Raw genomic sequence first — 24,173 nt, 5'->3', positions numbered from 1 at the left:
GATCGCCGCTCTTTGCTTTATCGGTGTTTATACGTTGTCAAACAGCTTTTTTGATATAGGTTTAATGATGATATTCGGGCTCTTGGGCTATTTCATGAAAAAGTTTGACTTTCCGCTAACGCCTTTCGTTCTGGCTGTTGTCCTTGGCAAGATGATCGAAACAAACTTAAGGCAATCTCTTTTAATCTCCAAAAACGATATGACGATTTTCTTTACAAGACCGCTATCTTTAACTTTTATGATCTTGACCATTCTTATTCTTTGCTTGCCTGTGATCAGTAAAATATATAAATTAACGGTAACGAATAGGAGAATAACAAAGCACGAAGGGTAAAATTCGGAATAATGGCCTTAATGGACGTTTTAAGTCTATTTTGCAGTTCCATTACGGTCGAAGATTTACCTGCGGAAGTTATGAAAAATGCCAGAAAAAATTAAAAGAGGCGGATGAACAATCCGCCTGCCCCCTTTGTGTATCCTATTCATTGGGCTTCATTCCCCGAGCAATCATTTTCACTTGTTTCCTACATGCAAGAATTATTTCAAGAAAGCTCGGACATCGTGTTTCGTTCTTTTTCGATCGGCAAGAAGCAAGAGATCCAAGCTTTTTTAGTCGCTATTGACGGCTTATACGAAAAAACCACGGTAAACGAAAATGTTCTTAAACCCTTGATGAATCTTGATTTTCATGAAATCGAAGGAACAGAACTGCTGACTTATGTTGAAAAAAACGTCCTTAGCATGAGCAGCATAAAAAAAGAGAGATCGATGAAAAAAGGTATCGCCTTGCTGATGCAGGGGGATCCTATTTTGTTTGTTGACGGTTTAGACTACGTTTATGTTCCGGGTGCCCGGGCATGGGAAATGCGGAGCATTGATGAACCGGTTACCGAAACCACCGTGCGCGGCCCCAGAGAAGGATTTGTGGGATATATCGAAGAATTTATTGAGGATGCTCCGTTCTCCATTTTCCCGACAATCTCCAATACCGAAAGGCCTGATGTGGTTGCCGCACGTTTGCTCGAAGGAAGAGCGGCTATTTTCATTGGTGGAAGCACAACGGTTTTAATTGTGCCTCATCTCATGCTGGAATCATTCCAGTCCGCAGAAGACTATTATTCACGTCCTTATTATGCGACAATGCTCCGTTTTCTGCGATTGTTTGCTTTTTAAACATGGGTTTTTCTTTTTACTGCAGAATATGCTAAGCTTCAAATAACAAAAATAACCAATGGAACAAGGAGGCGATGCTTCTTGACAACAAAGCATAAACCCAACCGACTGGCCAACGAAAAATCTCCCTATTTGCTGCAGCACGCTTACAACCCCGTAGACTGGTATCCGTGGGGAAAAGAAGCTTTCGACCGGGCGAAAAAAGAAAACAAGCCGGTGTTTCTGAGCATCGGCTATTCCACCTGTCATTGGTGTCACGTTATGGAAAGAGAATCGTTCGAGGATGAAGAAGTGGCGGAGCTGCTGAACCGCGACTATGTTTCGATCAAGGTGGACCGGGAAGAGCGTCCGGATGTCGATCATCTGTACATGTCCGTTTGTCAAGCGATGACCGGACAGGGGGGATGGCCGCTGACGATCATCATGACTCCGGAGAAGAAGCCGTTTTTTGCCGGAACGTACTTCCCCAAGGCCCGCAGATATGGGCGTCATGGGTTGATGGATATTTTACCGCAAATCGCCGGGAAGTGGAAGGAGAATCAGGACAAGGTGATCGAGATCGGCGAGCAGGTTGTGGAGGAGACGCAGAAGCGGCTGATCGCCAATCTGGAGGGGGATTTATCGGAGGGGCTGCTGGATCGCGCGTTCGAGATGTATGAACGTATGTTTGATGCAAGCTACGGCGGGTTTGGGGATGCGCCGAAGTTCCCTACGAGCCATAATTTATCGTTTTTGCTGAGATATTGGAAACGGACGGGCAATGAGAAAGCGCTGCATATGGTGGAGAAATCGCTTGATGCGATGTTCCGCGGAGGCATGTACGATCATATCGGATATGGCTTTGCACGGTATTCTACGGACGAGAAGTGGCTGGTGCCGCATTTTGAAAAGATGCTATACGATAACGCTTTGCTGACGATGACGTATGTGGAAGCGTATCAGGCGACGGGAAAGCGGTGGTACGCTGACGTGGCGGAGCAGATTATTGCTTATGTGCTAAGGGATATGACCGATCCCCAAGGCGGGTTCTACTCGGCGGAGGATGCGGATTCGGAAGGGGAGGAAGGGAAATTTTATGTCTGGTCTCCTCAAGAAGTGAAGCAGGTGCTCGGGGAGGAAGAGGGAGAGCTGTACTGCGAAGTCTATGATATTACGGAAGACGGCAATTTCGAGGGGCACAGCATCCCGAACCTGATTCACGCTACGGTAGAAACCATGGCCCGCCTGAAGCAATTGGACGAATTAAAGCTGAAAGAGCGGCTGGAGGCTTCCCGTCAAAAGCTTTTTGCCCACCGTGAGCAGCGCATCCATCCGCATAAAGACGACAAGATTCTGACCTCCTGGAACGGTCTGATGATCATGGCTTTGGCCAAAGCGGCCAAGGCGCTGGATAACCCGGAGTATGCCGATGCGGCAAAGAAAGCGGCCGCTTTCATATTGACGAAGCTGCGCAGGGAGGATGGAAGGCTCTTAGCTCGTTACCGTGACGGAGAATCGGCTTATCTCGGCTATGCCGACGATTACGCCTTCCTGGTATGGGGATTGATTGAGCTTTATGAGGCTACGTTTGAGCCAGACTATCTCCGTCAGGCGGTAGAGCTGAATGACGAGATGCTGCGGTTGTTCTGGGATGAAGCCAAGGGCGGCTTGTTCTTTTACGGAGAAGACGGGGAACAGCTCTTCACGCGACCGAAGGAAATCTACGACGGCGCTATGCCGTCGGGAAATTCGGCTGCCGCGCTAAACCTGCAGAAGCTGTCGCGCTACACCTACAATGCGGCATTGTCGCAAAAAGCAGAGCAGCAGTTGAAAGCCTTCGCCGGATCGGTGGAGCGCTATCCTTCAGGTCATGCGTTGTTTCTGATGGCAGTAGACTTTGCGTATGGAGCGCCGACGGAAATCGTGATCGCCGGAGATCCGGTAAAGGACGATACCCAAGCGATGATCCGGGAGGTGCGGCAGTCATTCCTCCCGAACGCGCTGACGATTCTTCGAACGTCCGATCCGGCCGTTGCTGAAGAGACCGGACGTTTGATCCCGCTCGTGCAGGATAAACTGCCGCTAGGTGGACGGGCAACGGTCTATGTGTGTGAAAATTACGCATGCCAGTCTCCGGTAAGCGATCTTGAAGAGCTGCGGGAGCTGCTAAATTTATAAAGAGTTCTTGCAAGGCCGAGGGATCAAATTTCCTCGGCCTTATTTATGTTCAGGCCCCTGAATGCGGGAAATCCTGTAACCAGGGTTGACCGAACCTGATAGATTCCGGTACGATTTCTAAGAGAAATGGCAATCTAAACCAAAGGAGAGGTCATAGGCTTGATTAGAAAAAAAGATGGGCAGTGGCGGTTGCATTGGTTAGCGCAATGGGATTTGCCTTGATCATGATGTCGGTACTACGAGACGATGTAAACCGATTGGGACGCTTGGGGCCAAGCGAATATGGCGGCCGATGCTTCGTCCGGGCCTTCGATATGGCTTAGTGCCGGAGCACTGATGATTCTCGGAGTCGGATACAACCGGGTCTATTTTGGCGTTCATTACATAACCGATATTGCCGCGGGATATTTGGCGGGGCTTTTCTGTTTCTCGACGGCTTTTCTGATCATCAGAGATAAGCGTACCGCAAGCTCCGGCTATCGTTACATAAGCTCCTACCGGAATTTGTTGAGCAGGCGGTCACCGGATTTCGGCACATCGAAAAAACGGACAACCGTTCCTTACGAGGAAACGTTGTCCGTTTTTATCATTTTATTTTTCTTGTATCATGGCATTCCAGAGCTCACGAGGCTCGTAGCCTAATCGCCATGCGGCTACACCGCCCAGATCATACTTCTTGGCAATGGCAAGACGGGCTTTGACCGATTCTTCATTTTCAAGCCAAAATACGTTGGTGAAGCCGTCCTGCTTGTACTCCACCTTGTATTGGTTAAACCGGCTGTCCCAAGTCATCGACGCCTTCTTCTCGGCAATCAGCTTGGGCAGGTCCTTCATGAACAAGGCCCGGTTGCTGACCAGCTTGCCCGAGGAATCCACCTGCCATTCCCGAACGTAGAAGGGAATCCCCATAATCAGCTTGTCCCTTGGAATTCCGTAGGACAAAAACTCCTTCACGCCTTCCTCCACCCAAGAAAGACCTGCGACCGAACCTGGCTCGGTGCTGCCCTTCCAATGATGATCGTAGGTCATCGTAATGATGTAATCAACGATGCCTGCGAGCTTCTCGTGATCGAAAGCCGTTTTATCATTCCAGCTAAGGCTGCCGCGCGGCAGGTCGACCGAGATGATGAGCTTCTGTGCACGTGCTTTTTGCGTCAGCTCCTGCATAAACGCGGTGAAGCGGTCTCTGTCGGAACCTGCCAGATTCTCAAAGTCGATATTAAGCCCGTCTGCGCCAAGAGCAACCGCTTTGCTGACCAGGTCGTTGATAAATTTGGTGCGGGCCTCCGGCTTAGCCAAAAACTGAGTCGTCAGCGCCGAATCGAACTGGTTTGCGACAAGGGGATATACGGTATATCCCTGCCGTTTGAGCCAAGCTACGGTTTCTTTGTTCGAGGAATCCGTGATGTTCCCCGTAGGGTCCGCGAGTTGGAAATAAGTCGGCGAAACGACATCAAGCCCTGAAGTGTTGTTGACATGAGCGCGAATCGTCGCATCGCTGGAGGTGCCGTTCCAACCCCAGAACTGCAGCTTGCGCAGGTTATCCCAAATGCTTATTCCGTCGCTGTAAGTGCGGATCGAAGCATTGGCATAGCCTTTGGCATACCGTAAAGCGGCAGGTATCGTAGAGAAATCGGCAATCCATTTATCGTTTTGGTACACTTGATAATAAGGATAATTATTCCAAATAGGACCGGATTTGCCGCCCACGGCCGGCGCATTGTCGTTCATGATTTTGGTGTGATCGTAAAGCTTGGCATAATTGATCGCATCATTCAAGCTGAGAAACGATTGAAGAAAGTTATCATACTGATATACTTTGTAAGGTTTCACGTTGGAATAGACGACTTTACCGTTTTCCGTATTGCGAATGATAGAATTAGACCATTTCAGCGATTCGTTCACCGCATCGCCAAGGTATGCAAACTTCCAGCTATCTGTGGTGTATGTACCTTGGTAGACCTGATATATCTTCTTTCCGGAACGGCGAAGCTCCGATTTTCTGCTTTCCGTTACGTTATCCCATACCCAGCGGTTTGTATCCAAATCGACGATGTAGGAATTGGCCCATTTCTTGGCTTCGGCCATGGCTTCGACCAAGGTTTGAAACTTCCAATGGTCCAGCGTGATTTCGCCTTGGTACACACGGTACTTCGGATAGTTATTCCAAATCCAACCGCCCGATTGCAAATCGCGCACACTGGAGAATCCCCATTTGGCGGCTTCCCTTATCGCCGCATCCCGCGTGGCAAATTCCCAGGCGGTTGAGCTGTAGCCGTGCTGGTAAACCTTGTAGCGGGGATAACTATCCCAAAGCCATTGACGTGTGGCGATGTCCTCGACATGGCTCCGATGATAGTTTTTGGCGTAATTTTCAGCAGATTTATAATCCGATGTCTCCAGTATGATGCGGGTATCCTGATAGACACGATACTTGGTCGTTTTGTCTGCGGCCATTACGGAGCCAGTGGAAGAAAAGAACAGGGTCAAGACCGACAAGGACAGCAATGCCTTGCGCTTCAACATAGATCAACCTCTTTCTAGTAAGTCTACTCTATTAAACGTAAAAAGAGGGTGATAAGTTGCGTTGGAAATGAATAGGGTATTTTCATAGATAAAATAGATTGTGAAATAAACGAAAGCCCCCTGCCAAGATTTTCTTGACAGGGGGCTGGGGCTGCTGCCGTTATTGTACGATGTCTGCAACGATTTCGTCTTCCAGGTTAAGCTGGATTTGATCGCGGAACACCCGCATGTTGTACTCCTTCAGCAGATACCGTTCGATCGCTTCCAGCATATTGGCGGCAATCAGAATTTGGCTGCGTCCTTCCGCATGCACTTCCGCCGAGAAGCCCAAATCCTCATCCCACATGAGCTCCACTTCAACCTGCGTGGGCTGAATTTGCTTGCGTTCAGCAATATTCAGGCAAATGGCATTGATGATATCTTGTTCCGAAAGTCTCATTAGCGCGCTAACCTCTTTTGAACAGAGTTTTATACATTACAAACGCTTCGGTTCTTCGTTGAGTTTTTCTTTTTTGCGGTCCTTAAAGAATGCGATAAGACGGAACACGATGAGAACCAGTGCCGCGATCGCAAGCAGGTTGACAATCATGCCGAGCATTTCGCCAAGGAAGCCCATACCGCCGAACAAGCCGCCGAACAGCATGCCTGCCAGACCGCCGATCATCAAGCCTTTCATCAAACCGCCGCCGAAAAATCCGGGTTTTTGCGTTGCCGCAGTACCAGCCTGTTGGTTGGACGTCGTCGATTGGTTTCGATTGATATTATTGTTTGGCGTTTGAGTTGTCGATCCCGAGCTTGGGCTGAAGCTTTTCTTCGAAGAGCTGTATGATCTTTTGGCGTCCGCCTGATCAGGCAGGGTGACCGTTGTAAACGATAAAGCGACCACGCTAGCCAACAGAATCATAGACAATTTTTTCTTCCACATCATGAGCATCCTCCAGTATATATAGTATTTTCAAGATGTACTACGATCAATGTTGACGATGGTTTCACATTTTAAACGAAAAGGTTAAAATAAAATTAAAATCTGATGAACGTCCAAAGGATGAATGCCGATGAACTTATACCCGAAAGCTTATATCGACTATTTGTTTCATTTTCATGCCGAGCGGGATTTTTTCGAATGTCACGAAGTGCTGGAAGAATATTGGAAGGAGCATCCGGAAGACCCGAACAGCGAAGCGTATGTCGGCCTGATTCAGGTGGCTGTTTCGCTTTACCATCAAAGACGGGGCAATCTGTCCGGAGCGGTCAAAATGCTAACCAGCGCCATCCAGCGGCTAGACAAGGAACGGCTGGAACGACTTGGCATCGATGGAGAGAAGTTCAGGGAGCGCCTTCAGGCTCGTTTGCAGGAATGCATGGATCCGGCGAGCTTCATCTACTCGGATCTGGACATCCCCTTGAAGGACGAGACACTGACAACCTTATGCGGTCAGGCTTGCGCCCGCACCGGCAAAGTATGGGGACAGCCAACGGATATGAACGATGCGTTTCTGATTCATAAGCATACCTTGCGCGACCGTAGCACGGTCGTGGCGGAGCGGGAGCTTCAGAAACAGCTCAAGCGGAAGCAGCGGTTGAAGCGGGAGACGGATGATGGAGAAGCTGAAATAAAAAAATCATCGCAGTGAAGGCCGATAACGCATATCGGCAGCTCCGCGATGATTTCGTTTAGTCCATGGATACGTTCAGCCGATGGCCTCATATCCGTTGGAGATGATGTCCAGGCGGCCCGTTTCCGGATGGATGATTAAGCCGTGCACGGGCAAATCTTTGGGCAGCAGCGGATGGTTTCTGATCAGCTTTACGCTGTTGACGACACCGTCGTGCACGTAATCGAAGCCGGTCAGAAAACCGTCAAGATTGATACCCGCATTCTGCAGCGTATCGATCAGCTCGCTCGTTACGCCGCGGCTGCGGGCTTTGTTCAGTACATCTTTCGCATTCAGTCCGGTCATGCCGCACTCGTAGTGGCCGACAACAAAGACCTCCTTGGCATTGAGCTCATAAACCGCCACAATGATGCTCCGCATAATACTTCCGAACGGATGGGAGACGATCGCCCCGGCATTCTTGATAATTTTGGCATCTCCGTTGCGCAGGTTCATCGCTTTGGGCAGCAGCTCGGTAAGACGTGTATCCATACAGGTCAGGATGACCATTTTTTTATCGGGAAATTTGGTGGTTTTAAACTGCTCGTACGCTTTGGCCTCCACGAATGCCTGATTGTGTTCGATAATATCGGATAATATAGACATCTCTAGTCCTCCCCAATAGGTCAAATCTATGATCCAGTTTTCTTTGCTCTTTATATTATCTTTTGTCCAAAAGCCGCATGTGGGCATTGTAAATTTGGCCGCCGCTTGTCAATACGAAGCAATGACCGCTCTTTTTGTAATCTATGGTCATGCGCTCCTCGAAAAACACTTCATGCTTGCGATCCATCAGCAGAGGGTAAGGCTCGTCCTGAACCGTGAAATCGTTGCTGTCGGGCTTGTCCGTAATCCATAACGTCGGCACGCCGCTGACCGCGCAGCCGCAGCCTTCCGCGTCATAGACCAGCTTCAGCTTGCCGCCGGCAGCGGCGCTCAACTTTGAATCAATCTCCCTGGCGGCCTCTTCGGTAAAAGTAATATGCATGGTGTTCACTCTCCTCCTCTATCTATCATACCCCATTTTGGAGAAATTTGCTTCTGTTTTCAAGAGGAAGTATGATCAAGATATACCGATAAAGGAAAGGGGCATGCCGAGTGACGACATCAAGCTTTGAAACAAAGTTGAACGACTTCAAGCACTATTTAAAAAAGATGAAAAGCTACGAGGAAGCCGTAGGACTCATCTATTGGGATATGCGCACGGGAGCGCCGAGAAAAGGGATTGCGACGCGCTCCGAGGTGGTAGGCGAGCTTTCCGGCGAGCTGTTCAAAATGTCGGTGTCGGATGAAATGGGAGCGTTTCTGGACTATTTTGCTTCCCCTGAGGTGAACGACCGGCTGGATCCTTTATATAGGAAGATCGTCAGCGAATGCCGGAAGGAGTACGACCGCAGTAAAAAAATTCCTCCCAAACGCTATCAGGAATACGTTGTGCTCACTTCCCAGTCGGAAGCGGCATGGGAAGCAGCTAAAGAACAGGCGGACTTTGTGGGCTTCCAGCCTTATCTGGAAAAAATTGTGGATATGAATCTGGAGTTTATCGATTTATGGGGTTACAAGGGACATAAGTATAACACGCTGCTGGATATGTATGAGCCGGGCATGACGGTGGAGAAGCTCGATCAGGTATTCGGCGCGCTCCGTGAGAAGGTTGTGCCGCTGCTTACCGCCATTCAGTCTTCGCCGCATAAACCGGATACGTCCTTTTTAAAACAGGAGTTTGATAAGGAAAAGCAAAAGCGGTTCAGCCTGTATATCCTGGAGCAAATGGGCTATGATTTTGAGGCCGGAAGACTGGACGAAACCGTCCATCCGTTTGCTACCGGTCTGAATCCGGGCGATGTGCGGATTACGACCCGGTATTTGCCCGACGATGTGAACAGTGCATTGTTCGGTACGATCCATGAGGGCGGGCATGCACTGTACGAACAGAACATTTCGCCGGATCTGATCGGCACGCCTCTGTGCACCGGCACATCGATGGGCATTCATGAGTCGCAGTCCCGCTTCTGGGAAAATATGATCGGCCGGAGCCGTCCTTTCTGGACCCAATACTACGGGAAGCTGCAGAACAATTACCCCGGACAGTTCGACCATGTCGCTATGGAGGACTTTTACCGGGCTACCAATGAAGTGAAGCCTTCGCTGATCCGCATCGAGGCCGATGAGCTTACATATAATCTGCATATTATGGTCCGCTACGAAATTGAAAAGGCATTGTTCAGCGGCAGCGTGAAGGTGGCTGACCTGCCGGAGATCTGGAACGAAAAATACCGCGACTACCTTGGAGTCGTACCGGCCCACAATGGGGAAGGGGTGCTTCAGGACGTGCACTGGTCCGGAGGCGCTTTCGGTTATTTCCCTTCTTATGCGCTCGGCAATATGTACGCGGCGCAGATCATGCGTACGCTTCGGCAGGATTTGGACATGGACGCCCTGATTCGGGAAGGAAATCTGCATCCGATCAAGGACTGGCTAACGGACAAAATTTACCGTCACGGCAAAAGCCTGACGCCAACGGAAATCATTACGCAGGTCACCGGAGAGGAGTTGAATCCCGACTATTTGGTGGATTACTTGCGCGAGAAATATTCGGATATTTACAGGCTCTAAACATTCATTCATTAACAAGGCATTCCTTGGGCATTCGGGGAATGCCTTATTCCATGTTGACGACTTTTCCGGCGGTCCATCCTGAACCTTTCCTTGGGCGGGTGCATATGATGGCATCAAGAATTGTAGAAGCAGACAGGGAGGGACTGGCCTATGAAAACGATGCGGCGGGTAAAAGGGTATGCTATTGTGCTTGCGCTCATACTGACTGTGGGTGCGGTGCTTGCAGGCTGTAGCCCGGAAAAGGCGGGAGACATTCAGAAGGTGCGGGTGGGCGAGGTCACGCGCTCGATCTTCTATGCCCCGGAGTATGTGGCGATCAGCAAGGGATTTTTTAAGGATCAGGGATTGGATATCGAGCTGACGACAACGTTCGGAGGCGATAAAACGATGACGACACTGCTGTCAGGAGGCATCGATGTCGCGCTGGTCGGATCGGAAACTTCCATTTATGTGCATCAGCAGGGCAGTGCCGATCCGGTGATTAACTTCGCTCAATTGACGCAAACAGACGGTACGTTTCTGGTTTCCCGCAGCAAACCGGAGGGCGATTTCGATTGGAATACACTGAAGGGGAGCACCTTCCTTGGTCAAAGAAAAGGCGGAATGCCGCAGATGGCCGGAGAGTATACGCTGAAAAAACACGGTATCGATCCGCATAAGGATTTGAACCTTCTCCAGAACGTCGATTTTGCCAACATTCCTACGGCGTTCGCCTCCGGAACAGGTGATTATGTGCAGCTGTTCGAACCGCAGGCGACGATGTTCGAGAAGGAAGGAAAAGGGTATGTGATCGCCTCGTTCGGGGCAGAAAGCGGGAAGCTGCCTTACACGGTCTTTATGGCCAAAAAAAGCTACATCGATCAAAATCATGAAACGATTCAAAAGTTTGCGAATGCGGTGCAGCAGGCCCAGAATTGGGTGCAGAAAAACGGTTCCGACGAAATAACGGAGGCGATAGCGCCGTTTTTCCAGGATACGGATAAGGAAATTATAAAAAGCGTCGTAGAGCGCTATAAAAGTCAGGGCTCCTTCGCAACCGACGGGATTGTCGATGAGCAGGAGTGGAACCATCTTCAGGACATCATGCAGGCAGCTGGAGAGCTGAAGCAGCGGGTGGATCACCAAACGCTTGTCGATACCCGCTTTGCCGAACAGGCTAAGCAAACCGTAAAAGAATGAGGAAAGACGGAGGATCAAGCAGCGATAGGGGCGGTCATGGAAATCAAAGCCGGGCGCCTCTTCGCTATCTTCATCAAGACAAGGCAAGGGAGGGATGAGCATGATATCCGCCGTGGAATTGAACGGCGTGTCGCAGGTGTATGTCAATAGGAAAGGCACTTTCACAGCGCTTAAAGATATTGATCTTACCATCCGTCCGGGTGAATTCGTGACCCTGATCGGTCCAAGCGGCTGCGGCAAGACGAGCTTGCTTTCACTGATCAGCGGACTGCTGCCCCCGACTTCCGGGACCATTCGCATTCTGGGGGAGGAGATTCGGAAGCCGACGGCCAAGGTGGGGTATATGCTGCAGCAGGACTACTTATTCCCGTGGCGCACCATTGATGAGAACGCGTCGATCGGTTTGGAACTGCTCGGCCGGCTGAATGAGCATACCCGTTCGTCCGTACTGGCGCTGCTGGATGAAATGGGCCTGAGCGATCAGGTTGACCGTTATCCCCACCAGCTTTCCGGGGGAATGCGGCAAAGGGTGGCGCTTGTGCGGACACTTGCTCCCGAACCGGATATTTTACTGCTGGATGAGCCGTTCTCCGCACTCGATTACCAAACCAAGCTGCAGCTTGAGGACCTGGTAGCCCAAACGCTGAAGGCACGGAAAAAAACCGCGGTGCTCGTGACGCACGATATTTCCGAAGCGATTGCCATGAGCGACCGTATTATCGTGCTGCGTCCGAATCCGGGGCGCGTGCTGGCGGAGGTGGAAGTGCCCGAAGCGATCCGCAGGGCGCTGCCGCTCAAAGCACGGGAGGAGCACGGATTTCATGAATTGTTTCATTATTTGTGGGGGCTTTTTGAGCAGATGGACAAGAGGGGAGGGAACAAAAGTGGAGCGGAGTGAACGAATCGGACTTCGGAATGAGACCGGAGTCTCCATGGATCCGTTGGCCGAGCGAGTCTTCGAGCAGTATCGCAGCAGGGAGCGAAAGCTTGCCTTCTATGTTCGTTTGACACAGTGGACCATGCTGATTTTGTTTATCGGGTTATGGGAAGCGGCCAGCCGGCTTCAATGGATTGACGGGCTGCTGTTCAGCTCGCCCAGCCGGGTCGCAGGGCTGCTGCTGGAGAAGACGGCTGACGGAACTATGCTGGTTCACACTTGGGTAACGGTATGGGAGACGGTGGTCGGCTTCCTGCTGGGCACGGTCATGGGCGCCTCCATTGCAGCACTCATCTGGTTCTCCCCGTTTCTTTCACGGGTGCTGGATCCGTACATTGTCGTCTTGAACAGTTTGCCCAAAGTAGCGCTCGGGCCGCTTTTTATCGTGGCGCTCGGGCCCGGAATGATGTCGATCATCGCCACCACGCTTTCCATCACCGTGATTATCACGATATTGGTCATCTATAACAGCTTCCGTGAGGTGGACCCGAATTTGATCAAGGTCGTGCAGATCTTCGGCGGGAGCCGGCGTACGGTTTTCCGTAAAGTCATTTTACCCGCCTCCTATCCCACCATCGTTTCTACGCTTAAGGTGAATGTTGGATTGTCTTGGGTCGGGGTTATCGTGGGCGAATACCTCGTATCCAAACAAGGGCTGGGTTACTTGATCATCTATGGCTTTCAGGTCTTCAACTTCACGCTGGTGATCGGCAGCTTGTTTATCATTGCTATCGCGGCGACGGTGATGTATCAAGGGGTAGCTTACCTCGAAGGCAAGCTGGTAGGGAGAAGGCGGTAAAGAGTATACGGGAATCGGCTCAGCGGGCGGTTCCTTTTTTTGTGCTCAAGGCTCATCAAGGATAACATCTGAAAAAGGCAATATGCGGGGTACATGGTGTCGAGCTTGAATCTGCTCGAATACAAAGTGAGGGTGGTGCTGCTGTTCTCGCAGATTTTTAACGAGCTAGCGCGCCATTTGAGAGATACAGAGCATATTTGGAGCGGAGGCGGTGGACTGCTGGAGGCTGAAGATATGCTGGAGCAGGCGATCCGGGCGCCGCGGCCCGCCTATTTCTATATGCGCGAGCGGCAATTGGAAGCGATTCGGCGGAGGGTACAGCTTGTCGCCAGGGTCTATCAAATGCTGCCGCACGGAGAACTGCCGGCTGGCGTGTTTGAGGAACTCGCAGAGGACGTGAAGATGCCGCGCTGTACGGGAAGAGCGGAGAACCGGCTGGCGGAGCTGGAAAAGCAGTTCAAATCCATGCCGCTGCCGTCAACGCGAGAAGAGTTCGAGATTCGCGCCGAGCTGCTGCAGATCACGGAAGAGAGGAAGGTCTATTTTAGCGTAGCCAAACGGGAAAAACGTCCTGTGGGGCAGGACGCTTAACAACGGCACGTTTCTGAGAAACTTTTGAAATTCATTAAAAATGACAAAGAAAATGGCACACTAGACGAATGTCCTGCATACAAATGTAATGAATGATTGTATGGAGGAGGTTAGAAGGATGTCAATAGATAAAGATTTGCAGTGCAGAGAGATCTATACGAAGGCTGTCTGTGGCAAAGGACGCAAATTCTCACAAGTAACCAACTCGATCACTCCGCCTCATGCTCCGACAAGTATTTTGGGTGCTTGGATCATCAACAACCAATACGATGCGGTAAAGTCGGGTGAACATGTGGAAGTGGTAGGTACTTACGACGTCAACATATGGTATTCCTACGACCGGAATACCAAAACCGATGTTGCGAAAGAAACCGTATCTTATTCGGAGTTGGTGTCGCTTCACTATCTTGATAAAAAGCATAAGCCGTCTACAGCGGAAGTGTCGGCTGTCGCTACCCAGGAACCGAACTGCGTGGAAGCAAGCATCTCCTCTCATGGAGATACTGTGCTTATTCGCGTGGAACGGGAATTTAAGGTGGAAATGATCGCAGAGACGAAGGTATGCGTGGTGGTATGCCCTAACGGCTGCGATGATTTCGACGACAAGCATGTGGATTTCGACAGCACCGAGGACGGCGATTATGAGGACCTGGATCCCGATCTGTTAGACGAGGAACTGGACTGATCCGATCTTTCCTTAACATCATATGCCGGAACAAGGCATTTCGGCAGAGGGCGTCAGCCCTCTTTTTTGTTCCCGGCGGTTGTCCGCTTAAAAATGGGCTGGTTGGGCAGGGCGGGTATGTGCCAAGACTGCTTGTCAGCAGTCCTGCCGGCTTGGCCATCGCCTGGACATTACCGCAAACTTGAAGAAGGAGGACCTCCTTATGCGCGCATTTTTGCTGCATTCCAACGAACCTGCGCTGGAACTGTTGTTAGACAAGCTGACCATTGCTCACGGGAGCCGATTGCCTTCTGAACAAGAAGCATGGTTTATCATCCACTGGGGCGCTTACCATCCGGAAAGAGGCCATGCCGAGGCGCTTCAACCGGTCAAAAGCCTGCTCCTTTCTTTACAGCCTGCAAGAGTGGCAGAGCTGTTGAAAATGCATGGAATAGACTGTGCTTTGGAAGAGGACCCATCCGCAAAGGGGAACCCGTCGTCAGCCGCGCGGACGAACCTGACCGCCGCAGCCGCCGCTCCCGGGAAAGGGAGGCGCTGGACCCATATCTATGCGGTGCCCGTTTTTCATCTGCAGGCGCTATCCTTGTTTCATCAATCTTTTGGCGTATACTACAGTTCGGGCGCGCCTTCGGGGGTGCGGATTCGTGATGGGGCGGCGGCCGAATGGACGGAGCTCGGGACCGACCGGCCTACATATTACGCCGCGCATGCGATGCGCGAAGCCGTGAAAACGATCTATGCACTTGGACTCGACTACGGCGTTGTCCGCGTTGGTGTCAGGCCGGACGGCACGATGGCCGTGCTTCGCCTGGAGGCGATTCCCCAATTGACGCCCCGGCTGGCCGAGCTGTTCGCCGAAGCGATGAACCGCTTTGACGAGCAGTTGGCTTCCGGCGTTTTCAGCCGGCACAAAGAAGTGATGCTGGGCGCGGACCCTGAATTTCTGCTGCTTACCCCGGGGGGGAAAGTCAAATTCGCCTCCCGTTATGTCGATAAGGATGGTCCCTTCGGCTGCGATGCCATCGTGCTCCGAAGCCGAAGGAAAATATTCCCCCTGGCCGAGCTGCGGCCGAAGCCGAGCACCGAGGTGAGGGAGCTCCTCATTCATCTTCACAGGACGATGCAGCTTGCCGCAAAGCGGATCACGGATTCGGATCTGCTCTGGGTGGCGGGCGGAATGCCCGTTCGCGGGCTTCCGCTGGGAGGACATATTCACTTCAGCGGGACTCCGCTGGACGGCAGGCTGCTGCGGGCGCTGGATAACTATATTGCACTCCCGCTGACCCTGCTTGAGGACACGACGACCGGCTGGCGCAAGCCGCAATACGGATTTCTGGGCGATTTTCGCAAGGCCAGGCACGGTGGATTCGAATACCGCGTCCTGCCGAGCTGGATGGTTTCTCCGACGGTAGCCAAGGGGGTGCTGGCCCTCGCGAAGCTGGTGGCCGAACATTACCTTGAACTGAAACAGCGGCCGCTTGCGGAGCCCGAGGTGACGAGAGCCTATTATCAAGGGGACAAAGCACGCATCCGGCCGCTGCTTTCGGCGCTTTGGCGTGATGTGGAGAAGCTGCCCGGTTACGCGCGCCATGAATCCTATCTCCTTCCGCTTCGCCGCATGATGCTGCAGATGAGGTCCTGGAATGAACGGGAGGACATCCGCCCCAAATGGAAAATCTCTCCCTTTGCATAGAAGAGAACGCGAGTGTTCTCTATCTTTTCGTGATATAATGATTGGCATGATAGAATTAAAAGATAGAGTAACGAAGGTTTGCAAAGCTTGGCGAACTTTCGGAAACTCTTGCTGCCCGCAGAACGCGGCTGTACATAAGAACACGACGGATCGTTAAACGCATGTTTGCGGGCGATTTCGCAGCAGGCATCTGGAGGATGAAGCATGGCCAAATATACACCCATGATCGAACAGTACCTCGCCATCAAGGCGGAGGTGCAGGACGCTTTTTTGTTTTTCCGTTTAGGCGATTTCTATGAAATGTTTTTTGATGACGCGGTGCTGGCTTCCCGCGAGCTTGAAATCACGCTGACCGGCAGGGACGGCGGCGCGGAAGAGCGCATACCGATGTGCGGCGTTCCGTATCATTCGGCGGAAAGCTATATTGCCCGCTTGGTAGAAAAAGGATATAAGGTCGCCATCTGCGAACAGGTGGAGAATCCGGCTGAAGCGAAGGGGCCTGTCCGCAGGGAAATCGTTCGCATTGTGACGCCGGGCACGGTGATGGACGCGCGTTTGCTCGGCGAGACGAGCAATAACTATATCGTTGCCGTCGTCCGTTCCGGAGAAGGCTACGGCTTTGCCGCTTGCGACATTTCTACCGGAGAGCTTTACGTGACGCGTCTGGAGGGCTCATTTGAGCTGCTGCTTGACGAGCTGAATGTGTACAGCCCGTCCGAGGTGCTGGGCAGTGCCGCGCTGCTGGAGCGAATCCGCAGCGGGGCGGCGGCTTGGATGAAATCGGCGGTGATGACACCGCGGGAGCGCGACGGGTCGTCGGCAGGAGGAGGCTTGTCTCCGGAAGGCCATTTCTCGGAGGCGCAGCTTCGCTCGCTTCCGGAGGGCGGCCGCGATACGCTGGCGCTCTTGATGGAATATCTGCAGGAGACGCAGAAGCGTTCGTTGACGCACATCAAGCATATCCGGGTCTATGAGCCCAGCCAGTATATGGTGATGGACCCGTTCACACGCCGTAATCTGGAGCTCGTCGAGACGGTGCGCGACCGTTCGAAGAAAGGGACGCTTTTGTGGCTGCTCGACAAGACGGTGACGGCGATGGGCGGGCGGCTGTTGCGCCGTTGGATCGAGAAGCCGCTCATGAACCGGACGCATATCGAGGAAAGGCTGGAAGCGGTGGATCTTCTGTACCGCCAACTGATCGTCCGCGACGAGCTCAAGCAGTCGCTGAAGGAGGTTTACGATCTGGAGCGGCTGACGGCCCGCATTGCCTACGGCAGCGCCAACGCGCGCGATCTGGTCGCGCTCAAGGCATCGCTCGCGCAGGTGCCCAAGCTCCGGCAGCTTTGTGAAACCAGCGGCTCCGCCACGCTGGCGGCGCTTGCGGCACGGATCGATCCGTGCCAGGATCTGATGGCCTCCATCGAAGAGGCCATCGTGGACGACCCTCCCGTCTCCATTCGGGACGGGGGGATGATCCGGGCGGGGCTGAACGCCCGTCTGGATCAGCTTCGCGAGGCGAGCACGAACGGCAAGCAGTGGATCGCCGAGCTGGAGAAGCATGAGCGGGAGAGAACAGGGATCAAATCGCTCAAAATCGGATTTAACAAAGTGTTCGGCTACTACATCGAGGTGACGAAGTCGAATCTGGCCTCTCTGGAGGAAGGCCGTTATGAACGGAAGCAGACGCTGGCCGGCGCCGAGCGGTTCGTTACGCCCGAGCTAAAAGAAAAGGAAGCCCTCATTCTTGAAGCCCAGGAAGGCATGGTCGATCTCGAATACGAGCTGTTTATCCAGCTGAGGGACAAGCTCGCTGCACACATCCCAAGGCTGCAGCAGCTGGCCGAGCTGATTGCGACGGTGGATGTGTACCAGTCGCTGGCACACGTGAGCAGCGCGAATCGCTTTACAAAGCCTGAAATCAGTGACGAATATGAGCTGCTCATTGAGCAAGGGCGTCATCCCGTCGTGGAAGCGGTGCTGGAAAACGGCGTGTTCATTGCCAACGAAACCAGGCTGTCTAAAGAGGATGGCAGCATCCTGCTGATTACCGGTCCGAATATGGCGGGTAAAAGCACCTATATGCGCCAGGTGGCGATGATTGTCCTGATGGCGCAAATCGGCTGTTTTGTTCCGGCGAAGAGCGCAAGGATACCGATCGTTGACCGTATTTTCACGCGCATCGGCGCGGCCGACGATCTGATCGGCGGGCAGAGCACCTTCATGGTCGAGATGATGGATATTCAAGTGATGACCGAGAAGGCGACCGCCAAAAGTCTTGTCATCATTGACGAGCTGGGACGGGGGACGTCCACGGGCGAGGGCATGGCGATCGCACAGGCGGTGATCGAATATCTGCACGACCAGATCGGGTGCAAAACGCTGGTTTCGACTCATTTTCACGAGTTGGCGCACCTGGAAGAAAGCCTGCGGGAACTCCGCAATTACTGCATGGCGGTGAAAGAAAGCGGACAGCAGGTCACGTTCCTGCGGAAGCTGATCCGCGGGGCGGCAAGCACCAGCTACGGCATTTATTGCGCGCAAATCGCCGGTCTGCCGTCCAGGATCATCGACCGCTCTTACGAGCTGCTTCATGCGTTTGAAGCGCGGGGAGAGCTGCTGCAGGGACAGCTTCAGGCATCTGCCGGCGAAAGCGGAGAACGCAATGAACCTATGCCGCCTCCGCAGGTAAAGGAGTCCGAGCCGGTTCAGTCCGGGCAGCAAGAGGTCGTGCAGCTGAGCCTCTTCCCTATACCCGAGGAGAAGGCGGACAAGCCTTCCCGAAAGGAGGCCAAAGCGGACAAGGTGCTTGAACAGCTGCGTTCGGCCGATTTGGTGAATATGACGCCGATGGCGGCCATGAACTTTTTATATGAATTAAAAAAACAACTGTCCTCCTAAATCAAGATTCGCAAGGCGAAGAGGCTGTGGGGAGAAGGGACTAATCATGAAACGAACAATGAAAAACTTGCTCTTACGCAAGGCGATTCCTGCCGTACTATCGCTGTCGCTTCTGTTTCCGGCCGCAGCCCCGGCTTGGGCTGCGGGCGCGGGGAGCGTGACGGAAGTGCTGGAGCTGCTGGAGCAAAACCATGTGAGCTCCCCGAACGGAAGCAAATTGTCCGATGCGGCCATTCAAGCGATGATCGATGCGTTGAACGATCCGTATACGGTATACTTTACGCCGGAAGAATTGAAGTCTTTTGAAGCCTCGGTCGAGAATCAATACGTCGGAATCGGCGTCAGGGTAACCATGGAAGAGGACGGGCTCTACATCACCGAAGTGTTTGGCAGTTCTCCGGCCAGCCAAGCGGGACTGAAGGCAGGCGACCTGATTGTCAGGGTGGAGGGAGAATCCGCAATCGGGAAGACGTTGGAGGAAGTTACCTCCAGGATTATCGGTTTGCCCGGAACGAAGGTGAACCTCCAAATCACGCGAGACGGCGAACCGAAGGACCTGACGATCGAGCGTCAAAAAGTGCAGGTTCCCAGTGTAACGGCCGGGCGTTTTCAGCCGGGCATCGGGTATTTGAAGGTGATCGGATTTTCCAGCGACGCAGATGAGAAGATGAGTCAAGAGCTGGCGGCGCTCAAGGAGCAAGGAATCCAAAGCCTGATCGTGGATCTGCGTGATAATCCCGGCGGCATTCTGGAGACGGCTCAGCAAATGGCAAGGCTTTTCGTGAAAGAGGGTACGCTGATGCATACCAAGGACCGCGATAACGTGGACGACCCGGTGAAAATAACGAACGGGACAACGCAGCCTTTTCCGGTTTATTTCCTGGTCAACGAAAACAGCGCAAGCGCGTCGGAAGTGCTGACAGGGGCTTTGCAGGATTATGGCGCGATTAAGGTCATCGGAACGAAAACGTACGGAAAGGGCAGTGTGCAGCAGGTGGTTCCGCTGAAATCGGGCGGTGCCTTGAAGCTTACCATCCAAGAGTATTTGACTCCCAAGTTCAGAAAAGTGAACGGAGTGGGGATCGAGCCGGACATTAAAGTAGAGGGCGGAGACGTTCCGCAGCTGCTGACGGCTCTCCGGTTGGCCGGTGCGAACCGCATCGACCTGTCGCTGATGCGGCTGAACTTGACCGTGAACGGTTTAGCCGTGAACAACACCTTCCGGGTTATTCGTGAACAAGGTCAAACCTATGTTCCCTCTCGTGTGCTGGCGGCTCTGATCGGCGGTACCGTGGAGTGGAACGAGGCGAACCGGACGGTACGGATCGGTTCCGCAGACGGCCAATTCGAATTTGGTTCTGCCGGCGGAGAGCTTCTGCTGAAAGACGGTACAGGCTTTGTGAGCCTTCGTCAGGCGGCTTCCGTATGGAGTGCCCTGAAATGGAGCGATGACGGCAGGAATATCACGATCGGGTTTGAGCAAGTGAAGAAACCAACCGCGTAAAGGAGTCCGGGCATATGGGAAAAATCACCATTTTAGATGAACATATCGCCAACCAGATCGCCGCGGGCGAAGTGGTCGAACGGCCTTCCTCGGTCGTGAAGGAGCTTGTGGAAAATGCCATCGATGCCGGAAGCTCCCGGATCGATGTCACCATTGAAGAAGGCGGTCTGCAGCTCATTCGGGTGACCGACAACGGGTCGGGGATGGATCGCGAGGATTGCGAAACGGCATTTTACCGCCATGCCACAAGCAAAATCGCAAGCTCTCACGATTTGTTCCAAATCCGTACGCTCGGCTTTCGCGGGGAAGCTTTGCCCAGTATTGCGGCGGTATCGAAGGTGGAGCTGCTGACTTCCCCGGATTCAAGCGGTCTCGGGACGCGCCTTGTGCTGGAAGGCGGCAGCGTGCTGGAGCGTTCCGATGCCACGGCACCCCAAGGAACGGATATTACGGTACGGGAGCTGTTTTACAACACCCCGGCCAGGCTGAAATATATGAAGACGATCCAAACGGAGCTCGGGCACGTGACGGATTATATTTACCGTCTGGCGCTAGCGCATCCGAACATTGCCATCACGCTGAAGCATAACGGGCATGTGCTGGCGCAGACGCCCGGGGGAGGGGATCTGCTTCAGACCATTGCGTCGATCTATGGTACCGCTGTGGCCAAGAGTATGCTTCCGGTTTACGGCGAAACGCTGGATTACCGGCTGGAAGGCTTTATCGCGAAGCCGGAGGTTACGCGGGCCAACCGCGGCGGCATGACGACCGTGATCAACGGGCGCTATATCCGCAATTATCCGATGGTACAGGCTCTATTGCAGGGTTATCACACGCTGCTGCCGATCGGCCGCTTCCCGGTGGCGGTGCTGCACGTGCAGATGGATCCGACACTGATCGACGTGAACGTCCACCCGGCCAAGCTGGAGGTGCGCTTCAGCAAGGAGCCCGAGCTGATGCAGCTGATCGAGCGCGAAACGCGCGAAACGCTCGGCCGGCAGCGGTTGATCCCCTCGGCCGGACAGCCGGGAGGTGCGGGAAAGCGGCTGCGCGAGCCGCTCGTGCAGGAGCAGCTCGAGCTGTATCGGCCGCAGGCCCCCGCAGCCGCGGAGCGCCTGACGGGCACGGTCGGCCAGGCGCCCCGGGCACCGTGGGCACAGCCGCCTGCAGGCGATGCGCCGCGTCCGGAGCGCCCCGCATTCGCGGCGGAGCCGGCGCCGCGCGGTGAGCCGCCGGCACCTGTGCGGGCGGAGGCCCCGCGCGAGCGGCTGCAGCCGCGCGAAGCGGCCGCCGCTTCCGGCGCGCTGCTGCGCACGCTGGCACCGGAGCCGGAGACTCCGCCGGCGCTGCCGGGTTTCCCGAAGCTTCAGCCCATCGGGCAGCTTCACGGCACTTATATCGTCGCCCAGAACGAGGAAGGCTTGTTCCTGATCGACCAGCACGCGGCGCATGAGAGGATCAATTACGAGCGTTTCTTTGACATGTTCGGCAGGCCTGAAGAGGCAAGCCAGGAGCTGCTCGTTCCCATTACCCTGGAGTTTACGGCAGTAGAGGCCGAAAGACTGGCGGACAAGCTTCCGCAGCTCGAGCAGGCAGGGGTGTATTTGGAGCCGTTCGGAGGAACGTCCTTTCTTGTCCGCGCTTATCCGCATTGGCTGCCGAAAGGCGATGAGCAGGCGATTGTAGAAGAAATGATCGAATGGCTGTTAAGCGAGAAGAAGCAGGTGGATATCGGCAAGCTGCGGGAAAAAGCGGCGATCATGTGCTCCTGCAAAGCATCGATCAAAGCGAATCAAAGCATCGGAACGCTGGAGATCGAAACGCTGCTCGACCGGCTTGCGGCCTGCCGCAATCCGTACACGTGCCCGCACGGAAGGCCGATCGTCGTCAGCTTCTCCACCTATGAGCTGGAAAAAATGTTCAAACGGGTACAATAAAAGCGGGACGCGGAATTTGCGTTCCCGCGCAATTGCATTATAATGGTAGTGAATATTGAAGCATAACCGTAAAGGGTGATCAGCGTTGTTCGTTACTACCTCCTATGATCCCTGTCCCGCGCAGCTGGAAGAAGCCCGGCGGCTCGCGCATCTGCTGAACGGCCGCTATATTGAACGCCGGCAGATGTCTTTGTCGCAGTTGAGGCGGCGATACGGGGACGAGGAGATCCTTCTGGTGTCCAAGGAAAGGCTCGAGTATCATCATGCCCGGCGGGCACCCTTGTTTTTTCATCCCAGTACGGCGGTTATTCGCATCAAGCGGCTGCTCAAAGGCGAAAGCGATCCCCTCCTGGAGATCGCAGGCGTCAGACCCGGTGACCGGATTGTCGATTGTACGGCCGGACTCGGCTCCGATGCGCTCGTTTTCTCCTTTGCTGTAGGGGCGGACGGCAAGGTGACGGCGATTGAGAATGCGGGCATTCCTTGTTTTTTACTGCAGCAAGGTCTGAAGACCTATCATTCCGATGTGGCCGGCTTGAATGACGCCATGCGCCGTATTGAGGTGATCCAAATGGACCATTTGGACTACTTGCGCGACCTGCCGGACAGCAGCGTCGATGTCGTTTATTTCGATCCGATGTTCCGCAAGCCGATCACAGAGTCGGCTTCCATAGGGGCGATTCGCGGATTAGCCGACGACCGGCCGCTGTCGGAAGAGAGCGTGCAGGAAGCGATACGGGCTTCCCGCAGGGCCGTCGTCATGAAGGAGCACCGCGACAGCGAGCAATTCGCCCGCCTCGGTTTTGCCGAAGTGCACCTCTCCGGGAACAAAATTGCTTATGGAGTGATCAGATGCTGACAGAAACGGACCGGCAGCGGCCAAGGCTCCTTGTGCTGGTCGGCCCTACTGCCGTCGGCAAGACGAAGCTGAGCCTTACGCTGGCTGAACAATACAACGCGGAAATCATTTCTGGAGACTCGATGCAGGTATATCGCGGGATGGACATCGGCACAGCCAAAGCTACTCCCGAAGAACGGGCCAGAATCAGGCACCATATGATCGATATCCGTGATCCGGATGAGCCGTTTTCCGTAGCGGAATTTCAAGAAAGATGCACAGAACTGATCCGGGAGATCCATGGACGCGGCAAGCTGCCTTTTATCGTCGGTGGCACTGGATTGTATATCGAGTCGGTGTGCTATAACTTTCAATTCAGCGATGCCGGCTCGGACGACGCTTTCCGCGAAGAACAGAAGGCTTTTGCCCAAGCGCAAGGCGCGGAAGCTCTTCATGAACGGCTTAAGCAGGTAGACCCGGAAAGCGCGGAGCGTTTGCATCCCAACGATCAGCGGCGGATTATCCGGGCGCTCGAAATTTTTCATGTCTCCGGAGAGCGGTTGTCGGATCAGTTGAAACGTCAAAAAAAACAGTCGCCGTACGAATTGTGTATCGTCGGGTTGACAATGGATAGAGCTTTACTATATAAACGTATTGAAGAGCGAATCGATTCCATGATGCAGCAAGGCTTGGTGGAGGAGGTAAGAGGCTTGCTGGCACAAGGCTGCAGTCCGTCGTCGGTTGCGATGCAGGGGCTTGGCTACAAACAGATTGCAGGTTATCTCTTGGGCCATTATTCGCTTGAGGAAGCGGTTGTGCTGCTTAAGCGGGACACCCGTCATTTTGCCAAGCGGCAGTTGTCATGGTTTCGCCGCATGAAGGATATCGAATGGGTTGATGTGAGTGAATTGGCAGAATTTCCTACACACCTGGAACAGATTCATGCTATAATAGCACAAAAGCTTAAGCTTGACCGTTAATT

22 protein-coding genes are annotated in these 24,173 nt (G+C 53.4%); 17 read left to right on the top strand and 5 right to left on the bottom strand.

Annotated features, from left to right (window positions below; translation table 11 throughout):
- From NR121_RS22435 to NR121_RS22420, 4 genes are all read left to right on the top strand, one after another.
- Positions 1-334 (top strand): tripartite tricarboxylate transporter permease (locus NR121_RS22435; RefSeq protein WP_256831958.1); only part of this gene is annotated, 334 nt, incomplete at its 5' end.
- 113 nt (positions 335-447) lie between these two features.
- Positions 448-1,173 (top strand): spore germination protein, encoded by a 726-nt coding sequence (locus NR121_RS22430; protein WP_256831957.1) that lies wholly within the window; start codon positions 448-450, stop codon positions 1,171-1,173.
- A gap of 81 nt (positions 1,174-1,254) precedes the next feature.
- Entirely contained in the window at positions 1,255-3,330 is a 2,076-nt protein-coding gene (locus NR121_RS22425) for a thioredoxin domain-containing protein (RefSeq protein WP_256831956.1), read from the top strand.
- 282 nt (positions 3,331-3,612) lie between these two features.
- Positions 3,613-3,972 (top strand): phosphatase PAP2 family protein, encoded by a 360-nt coding sequence (locus NR121_RS22420; protein WP_054819910.1) that lies wholly within the window; start codon positions 3,613-3,615, stop codon positions 3,970-3,972.
- On the opposite strand, the gene NR121_RS22415 is transcribed toward NR121_RS22420, so the two are convergent.
- The 3 genes from NR121_RS22415 to NR121_RS22405 all read right to left on the bottom strand — a co-directional run bounded on the left by NR121_RS22415 (position 3,922) and on the right by NR121_RS22405 (position 6,784).
- Positions 3,922-5,856 carry a glycosyl hydrolase family 18 protein gene (locus tag NR121_RS22415; RefSeq protein ID WP_256831955.1) on the bottom strand — a complete coding sequence of 645 codons (1,935 nt, stop codon included), beginning with the start codon at positions 5,854-5,856 and terminating at the stop codon, positions 3,922-3,924. The genes NR121_RS22420 and NR121_RS22415 overlap by 51 nt on opposite strands.
- Positions 5,857-6,016: 160 nt before the next feature.
- The gene (locus NR121_RS22410) at positions 6,017-6,295 is read right to left on the bottom strand and encodes a YxcD family protein (protein ID WP_054819911.1); all 279 of its coding nucleotides are present in this window, start codon (positions 6,293-6,295) and stop codon (positions 6,017-6,019) included.
- A gap of 36 nt (positions 6,296-6,331) precedes the next feature.
- Positions 6,332-6,784: a hypothetical protein gene (locus NR121_RS22405; protein WP_306274610.1), complete on the bottom strand. Its 453-nt coding sequence runs from the start codon at positions 6,782-6,784 to the stop codon at positions 6,332-6,334.
- Between the two features lie 127 nt (positions 6,785-6,911).
- Between NR121_RS22405 and NR121_RS22400 the strand changes: the two genes are divergently transcribed.
- Positions 6,912-7,490: a DUF309 domain-containing protein gene (locus NR121_RS22400; RefSeq protein ID WP_256831954.1), complete on the top strand. Its 579-nt coding sequence runs from the start codon at positions 6,912-6,914 to the stop codon at positions 7,488-7,490.
- Between the two features lie 57 nt (positions 7,491-7,547).
- Here the strand turns inward: NR121_RS22400 and NR121_RS22395 are convergent, their stop codons facing one another.
- Both NR121_RS22395 and NR121_RS22390 read right to left on the bottom strand, forming a co-directional pair.
- Positions 7,548-8,117: a beta-class carbonic anhydrase gene (locus tag NR121_RS22395; RefSeq protein WP_054819917.1), complete on the bottom strand. Its 570-nt coding sequence runs from the start codon at positions 8,115-8,117 to the stop codon at positions 7,548-7,550.
- Positions 8,118-8,172: 55 nt separating this feature from the next.
- Positions 8,173-8,499, bottom strand: coding sequence for an iron-sulfur cluster biosynthesis family protein (locus NR121_RS22390; RefSeq protein WP_062408757.1), 327 nt, complete (start codon positions 8,497-8,499; stop codon positions 8,173-8,175).
- A gap of 110 nt (positions 8,500-8,609) precedes the next feature.
- Here NR121_RS22390 and NR121_RS22385 point away from each other — a divergent pair, with 110 nt between their 5' ends.
- The 12 genes from NR121_RS22385 (at position 8,610) to miaA (ending at position 24,171) form a co-directional block, all read left to right on the top strand.
- Positions 8,610-10,127: a carboxypeptidase M32 gene (locus NR121_RS22385; RefSeq protein WP_256831953.1), complete on the top strand. Its 1,518-nt coding sequence runs from the start codon at positions 8,610-8,612 to the stop codon at positions 10,125-10,127.
- Positions 10,128-10,289: 162 nt separating this feature from the next.
- Positions 10,290-11,309 (top strand): ABC transporter substrate-binding protein, encoded by a 1,020-nt coding sequence (locus NR121_RS22380; protein ID WP_174350085.1) that lies wholly within the window; start codon positions 10,290-10,292, stop codon positions 11,307-11,309.
- 100 nt (positions 11,310-11,409) lie between these two features.
- On the top strand, positions 11,410-12,207 hold the full coding sequence (locus NR121_RS22375; protein ID WP_054819912.1) for an ABC transporter ATP-binding protein: 798 nt from the start codon (positions 11,410-11,412) through the stop codon (positions 12,205-12,207).
- A gap of 34 nt (positions 12,208-12,241) precedes the next feature.
- Complete coding sequence (locus NR121_RS22370) at positions 12,242-13,045, top strand: ABC transporter permease (protein WP_062410942.1); 804 nt, start codon at positions 12,242-12,244, stop codon at positions 13,043-13,045.
- Between the two features lie 93 nt (positions 13,046-13,138).
- Entirely contained in the window at positions 13,139-13,636 is a 498-nt protein-coding gene (locus NR121_RS22365) for a hypothetical protein (RefSeq protein ID WP_054819913.1), read from the top strand.
- Between the two features lie 118 nt (positions 13,637-13,754).
- Positions 13,755-14,321 (top strand): outer spore coat protein CotE, encoded by a 567-nt coding sequence (locus NR121_RS22360; RefSeq protein ID WP_054819914.1) that lies wholly within the window; start codon positions 13,755-13,757, stop codon positions 14,319-14,321.
- A gap of 202 nt (positions 14,322-14,523) precedes the next feature.
- Positions 14,524-16,014: a putative amidoligase domain-containing protein gene (locus NR121_RS22355; RefSeq protein WP_054819915.1), complete on the top strand. Its 1,491-nt coding sequence runs from the start codon at positions 14,524-14,526 to the stop codon at positions 16,012-16,014.
- 204 nt (positions 16,015-16,218) lie between these two features.
- Entirely contained in the window at positions 16,219-18,912 is a 2,694-nt protein-coding gene (gene mutS, locus NR121_RS22350; RefSeq protein ID WP_074726865.1) for a DNA mismatch repair protein MutS, read from the top strand.
- A 46-nt stretch (positions 18,913-18,958) separates the two neighbouring features.
- Positions 18,959-20,416 (top strand): S41 family peptidase, encoded by a 1,458-nt coding sequence (locus tag NR121_RS22345; protein ID WP_062408749.1) that lies wholly within the window; start codon positions 18,959-18,961, stop codon positions 20,414-20,416.
- Between the two features lie 14 nt (positions 20,417-20,430).
- Complete coding sequence (mutL, locus tag NR121_RS22340) at positions 20,431-22,353, top strand: DNA mismatch repair endonuclease MutL (RefSeq protein WP_137669721.1); 1,923 nt, start codon at positions 20,431-20,433, stop codon at positions 22,351-22,353.
- 85 nt (positions 22,354-22,438) lie between these two features.
- Positions 22,439-23,212: a class I SAM-dependent methyltransferase gene (locus tag NR121_RS22335; RefSeq protein WP_054818201.1), complete on the top strand. Its 774-nt coding sequence runs from the start codon at positions 22,439-22,441 to the stop codon at positions 23,210-23,212.
- Entirely contained in the window at positions 23,206-24,171 is a 966-nt protein-coding gene (miaA, locus tag NR121_RS22330; protein WP_054818202.1) for a tRNA (adenosine(37)-N6)-dimethylallyltransferase MiaA, read from the top strand. The genes NR121_RS22335 and miaA overlap by 7 nt, the downstream gene beginning before the upstream one ends.
- The last annotated feature ends 2 nt before the right edge of the window (positions 24,172-24,173 follow it).

The sequence above is a fragment of the Paenibacillus sp. Pae15 genome, from assembly GCF_024519685.1.
Classification (GTDB): domain Bacteria; phylum Bacillota; class Bacilli; order Paenibacillales; family NBRC-103111; genus Paenibacillus_G; species Paenibacillus_G naphthalenovorans.
Note: the sequence above shows the minus strand (reverse complement) of the source record. Positions and strands in the feature narration are given on the sequence as shown.

Coding starts and splice junctions, on each gene's coding strand:
- NR121_RS22395 (WP_054819917.1), bottom strand. CDS start 8,117: ATGTCTATATTATCCGATATTATCGAACACAATCAGGCATTCGTGGAG.
- NR121_RS22405 (WP_306274610.1), bottom strand. CDS start 6,784: ATGATGTGGAAGAAAAAATTGTCTATGATTCTGTTGGCTAGCGTGGTC.
- NR121_RS22390 (WP_062408757.1), bottom strand. CDS start 8,499: ATGCATATTACTTTTACCGAAGAGGCCGCCAGGGAGATTGATTCAAAG.
- NR121_RS22420 (WP_054819910.1), top strand. CDS start 3,613: ATGGCGGCCGATGCTTCGTCCGGGCCTTCGATATGGCTTAGTGCCGGA.
- NR121_RS22375 (WP_054819912.1), top strand. CDS start 11,410: ATGATATCCGCCGTGGAATTGAACGGCGTGTCGCAGGTGTATGTCAAT.
- mutS (WP_074726865.1), top strand. CDS start 16,219: ATGGCCAAATATACACCCATGATCGAACAGTACCTCGCCATCAAGGCG.
- NR121_RS22345 (WP_062408749.1), top strand. CDS start 18,959: ATGAAACGAACAATGAAAAACTTGCTCTTACGCAAGGCGATTCCTGCC.
- NR121_RS22370 (WP_062410942.1), top strand. CDS start 12,242: ATGGATCCGTTGGCCGAGCGAGTCTTCGAGCAGTATCGCAGCAGGGAG.
- NR121_RS22430 (WP_256831957.1), top strand. CDS start 448: ATGAACAATCCGCCTGCCCCCTTTGTGTATCCTATTCATTGGGCTTCA.
- NR121_RS22415 (WP_256831955.1), bottom strand. CDS start 5,856: ATGTTGAAGCGCAAGGCATTGCTGTCCTTGTCGGTCTTGACCCTGTTC.
- NR121_RS22400 (WP_256831954.1), top strand. CDS start 6,912: ATGAACTTATACCCGAAAGCTTATATCGACTATTTGTTTCATTTTCAT.
- NR121_RS22365 (WP_054819913.1), top strand. CDS start 13,139: ATGGTGTCGAGCTTGAATCTGCTCGAATACAAAGTGAGGGTGGTGCTG.
- NR121_RS22380 (WP_174350085.1), top strand. CDS start 10,290: ATGCGGCGGGTAAAAGGGTATGCTATTGTGCTTGCGCTCATACTGACT.
- NR121_RS22355 (WP_054819915.1), top strand. CDS start 14,524: ATGCGCGCATTTTTGCTGCATTCCAACGAACCTGCGCTGGAACTGTTG.
- NR121_RS22410 (WP_054819911.1), bottom strand. CDS start 6,295: ATGAGACTTTCGGAACAAGATATCATCAATGCCATTTGCCTGAATATT.
- mutL (WP_137669721.1), top strand. CDS start 20,431: ATGGGAAAAATCACCATTTTAGATGAACATATCGCCAACCAGATCGCC.
- NR121_RS22360 (WP_054819914.1), top strand. CDS start 13,755: ATGTCAATAGATAAAGATTTGCAGTGCAGAGAGATCTATACGAAGGCT.
- miaA (WP_054818202.1), top strand. CDS start 23,206: ATGCTGACAGAAACGGACCGGCAGCGGCCAAGGCTCCTTGTGCTGGTC.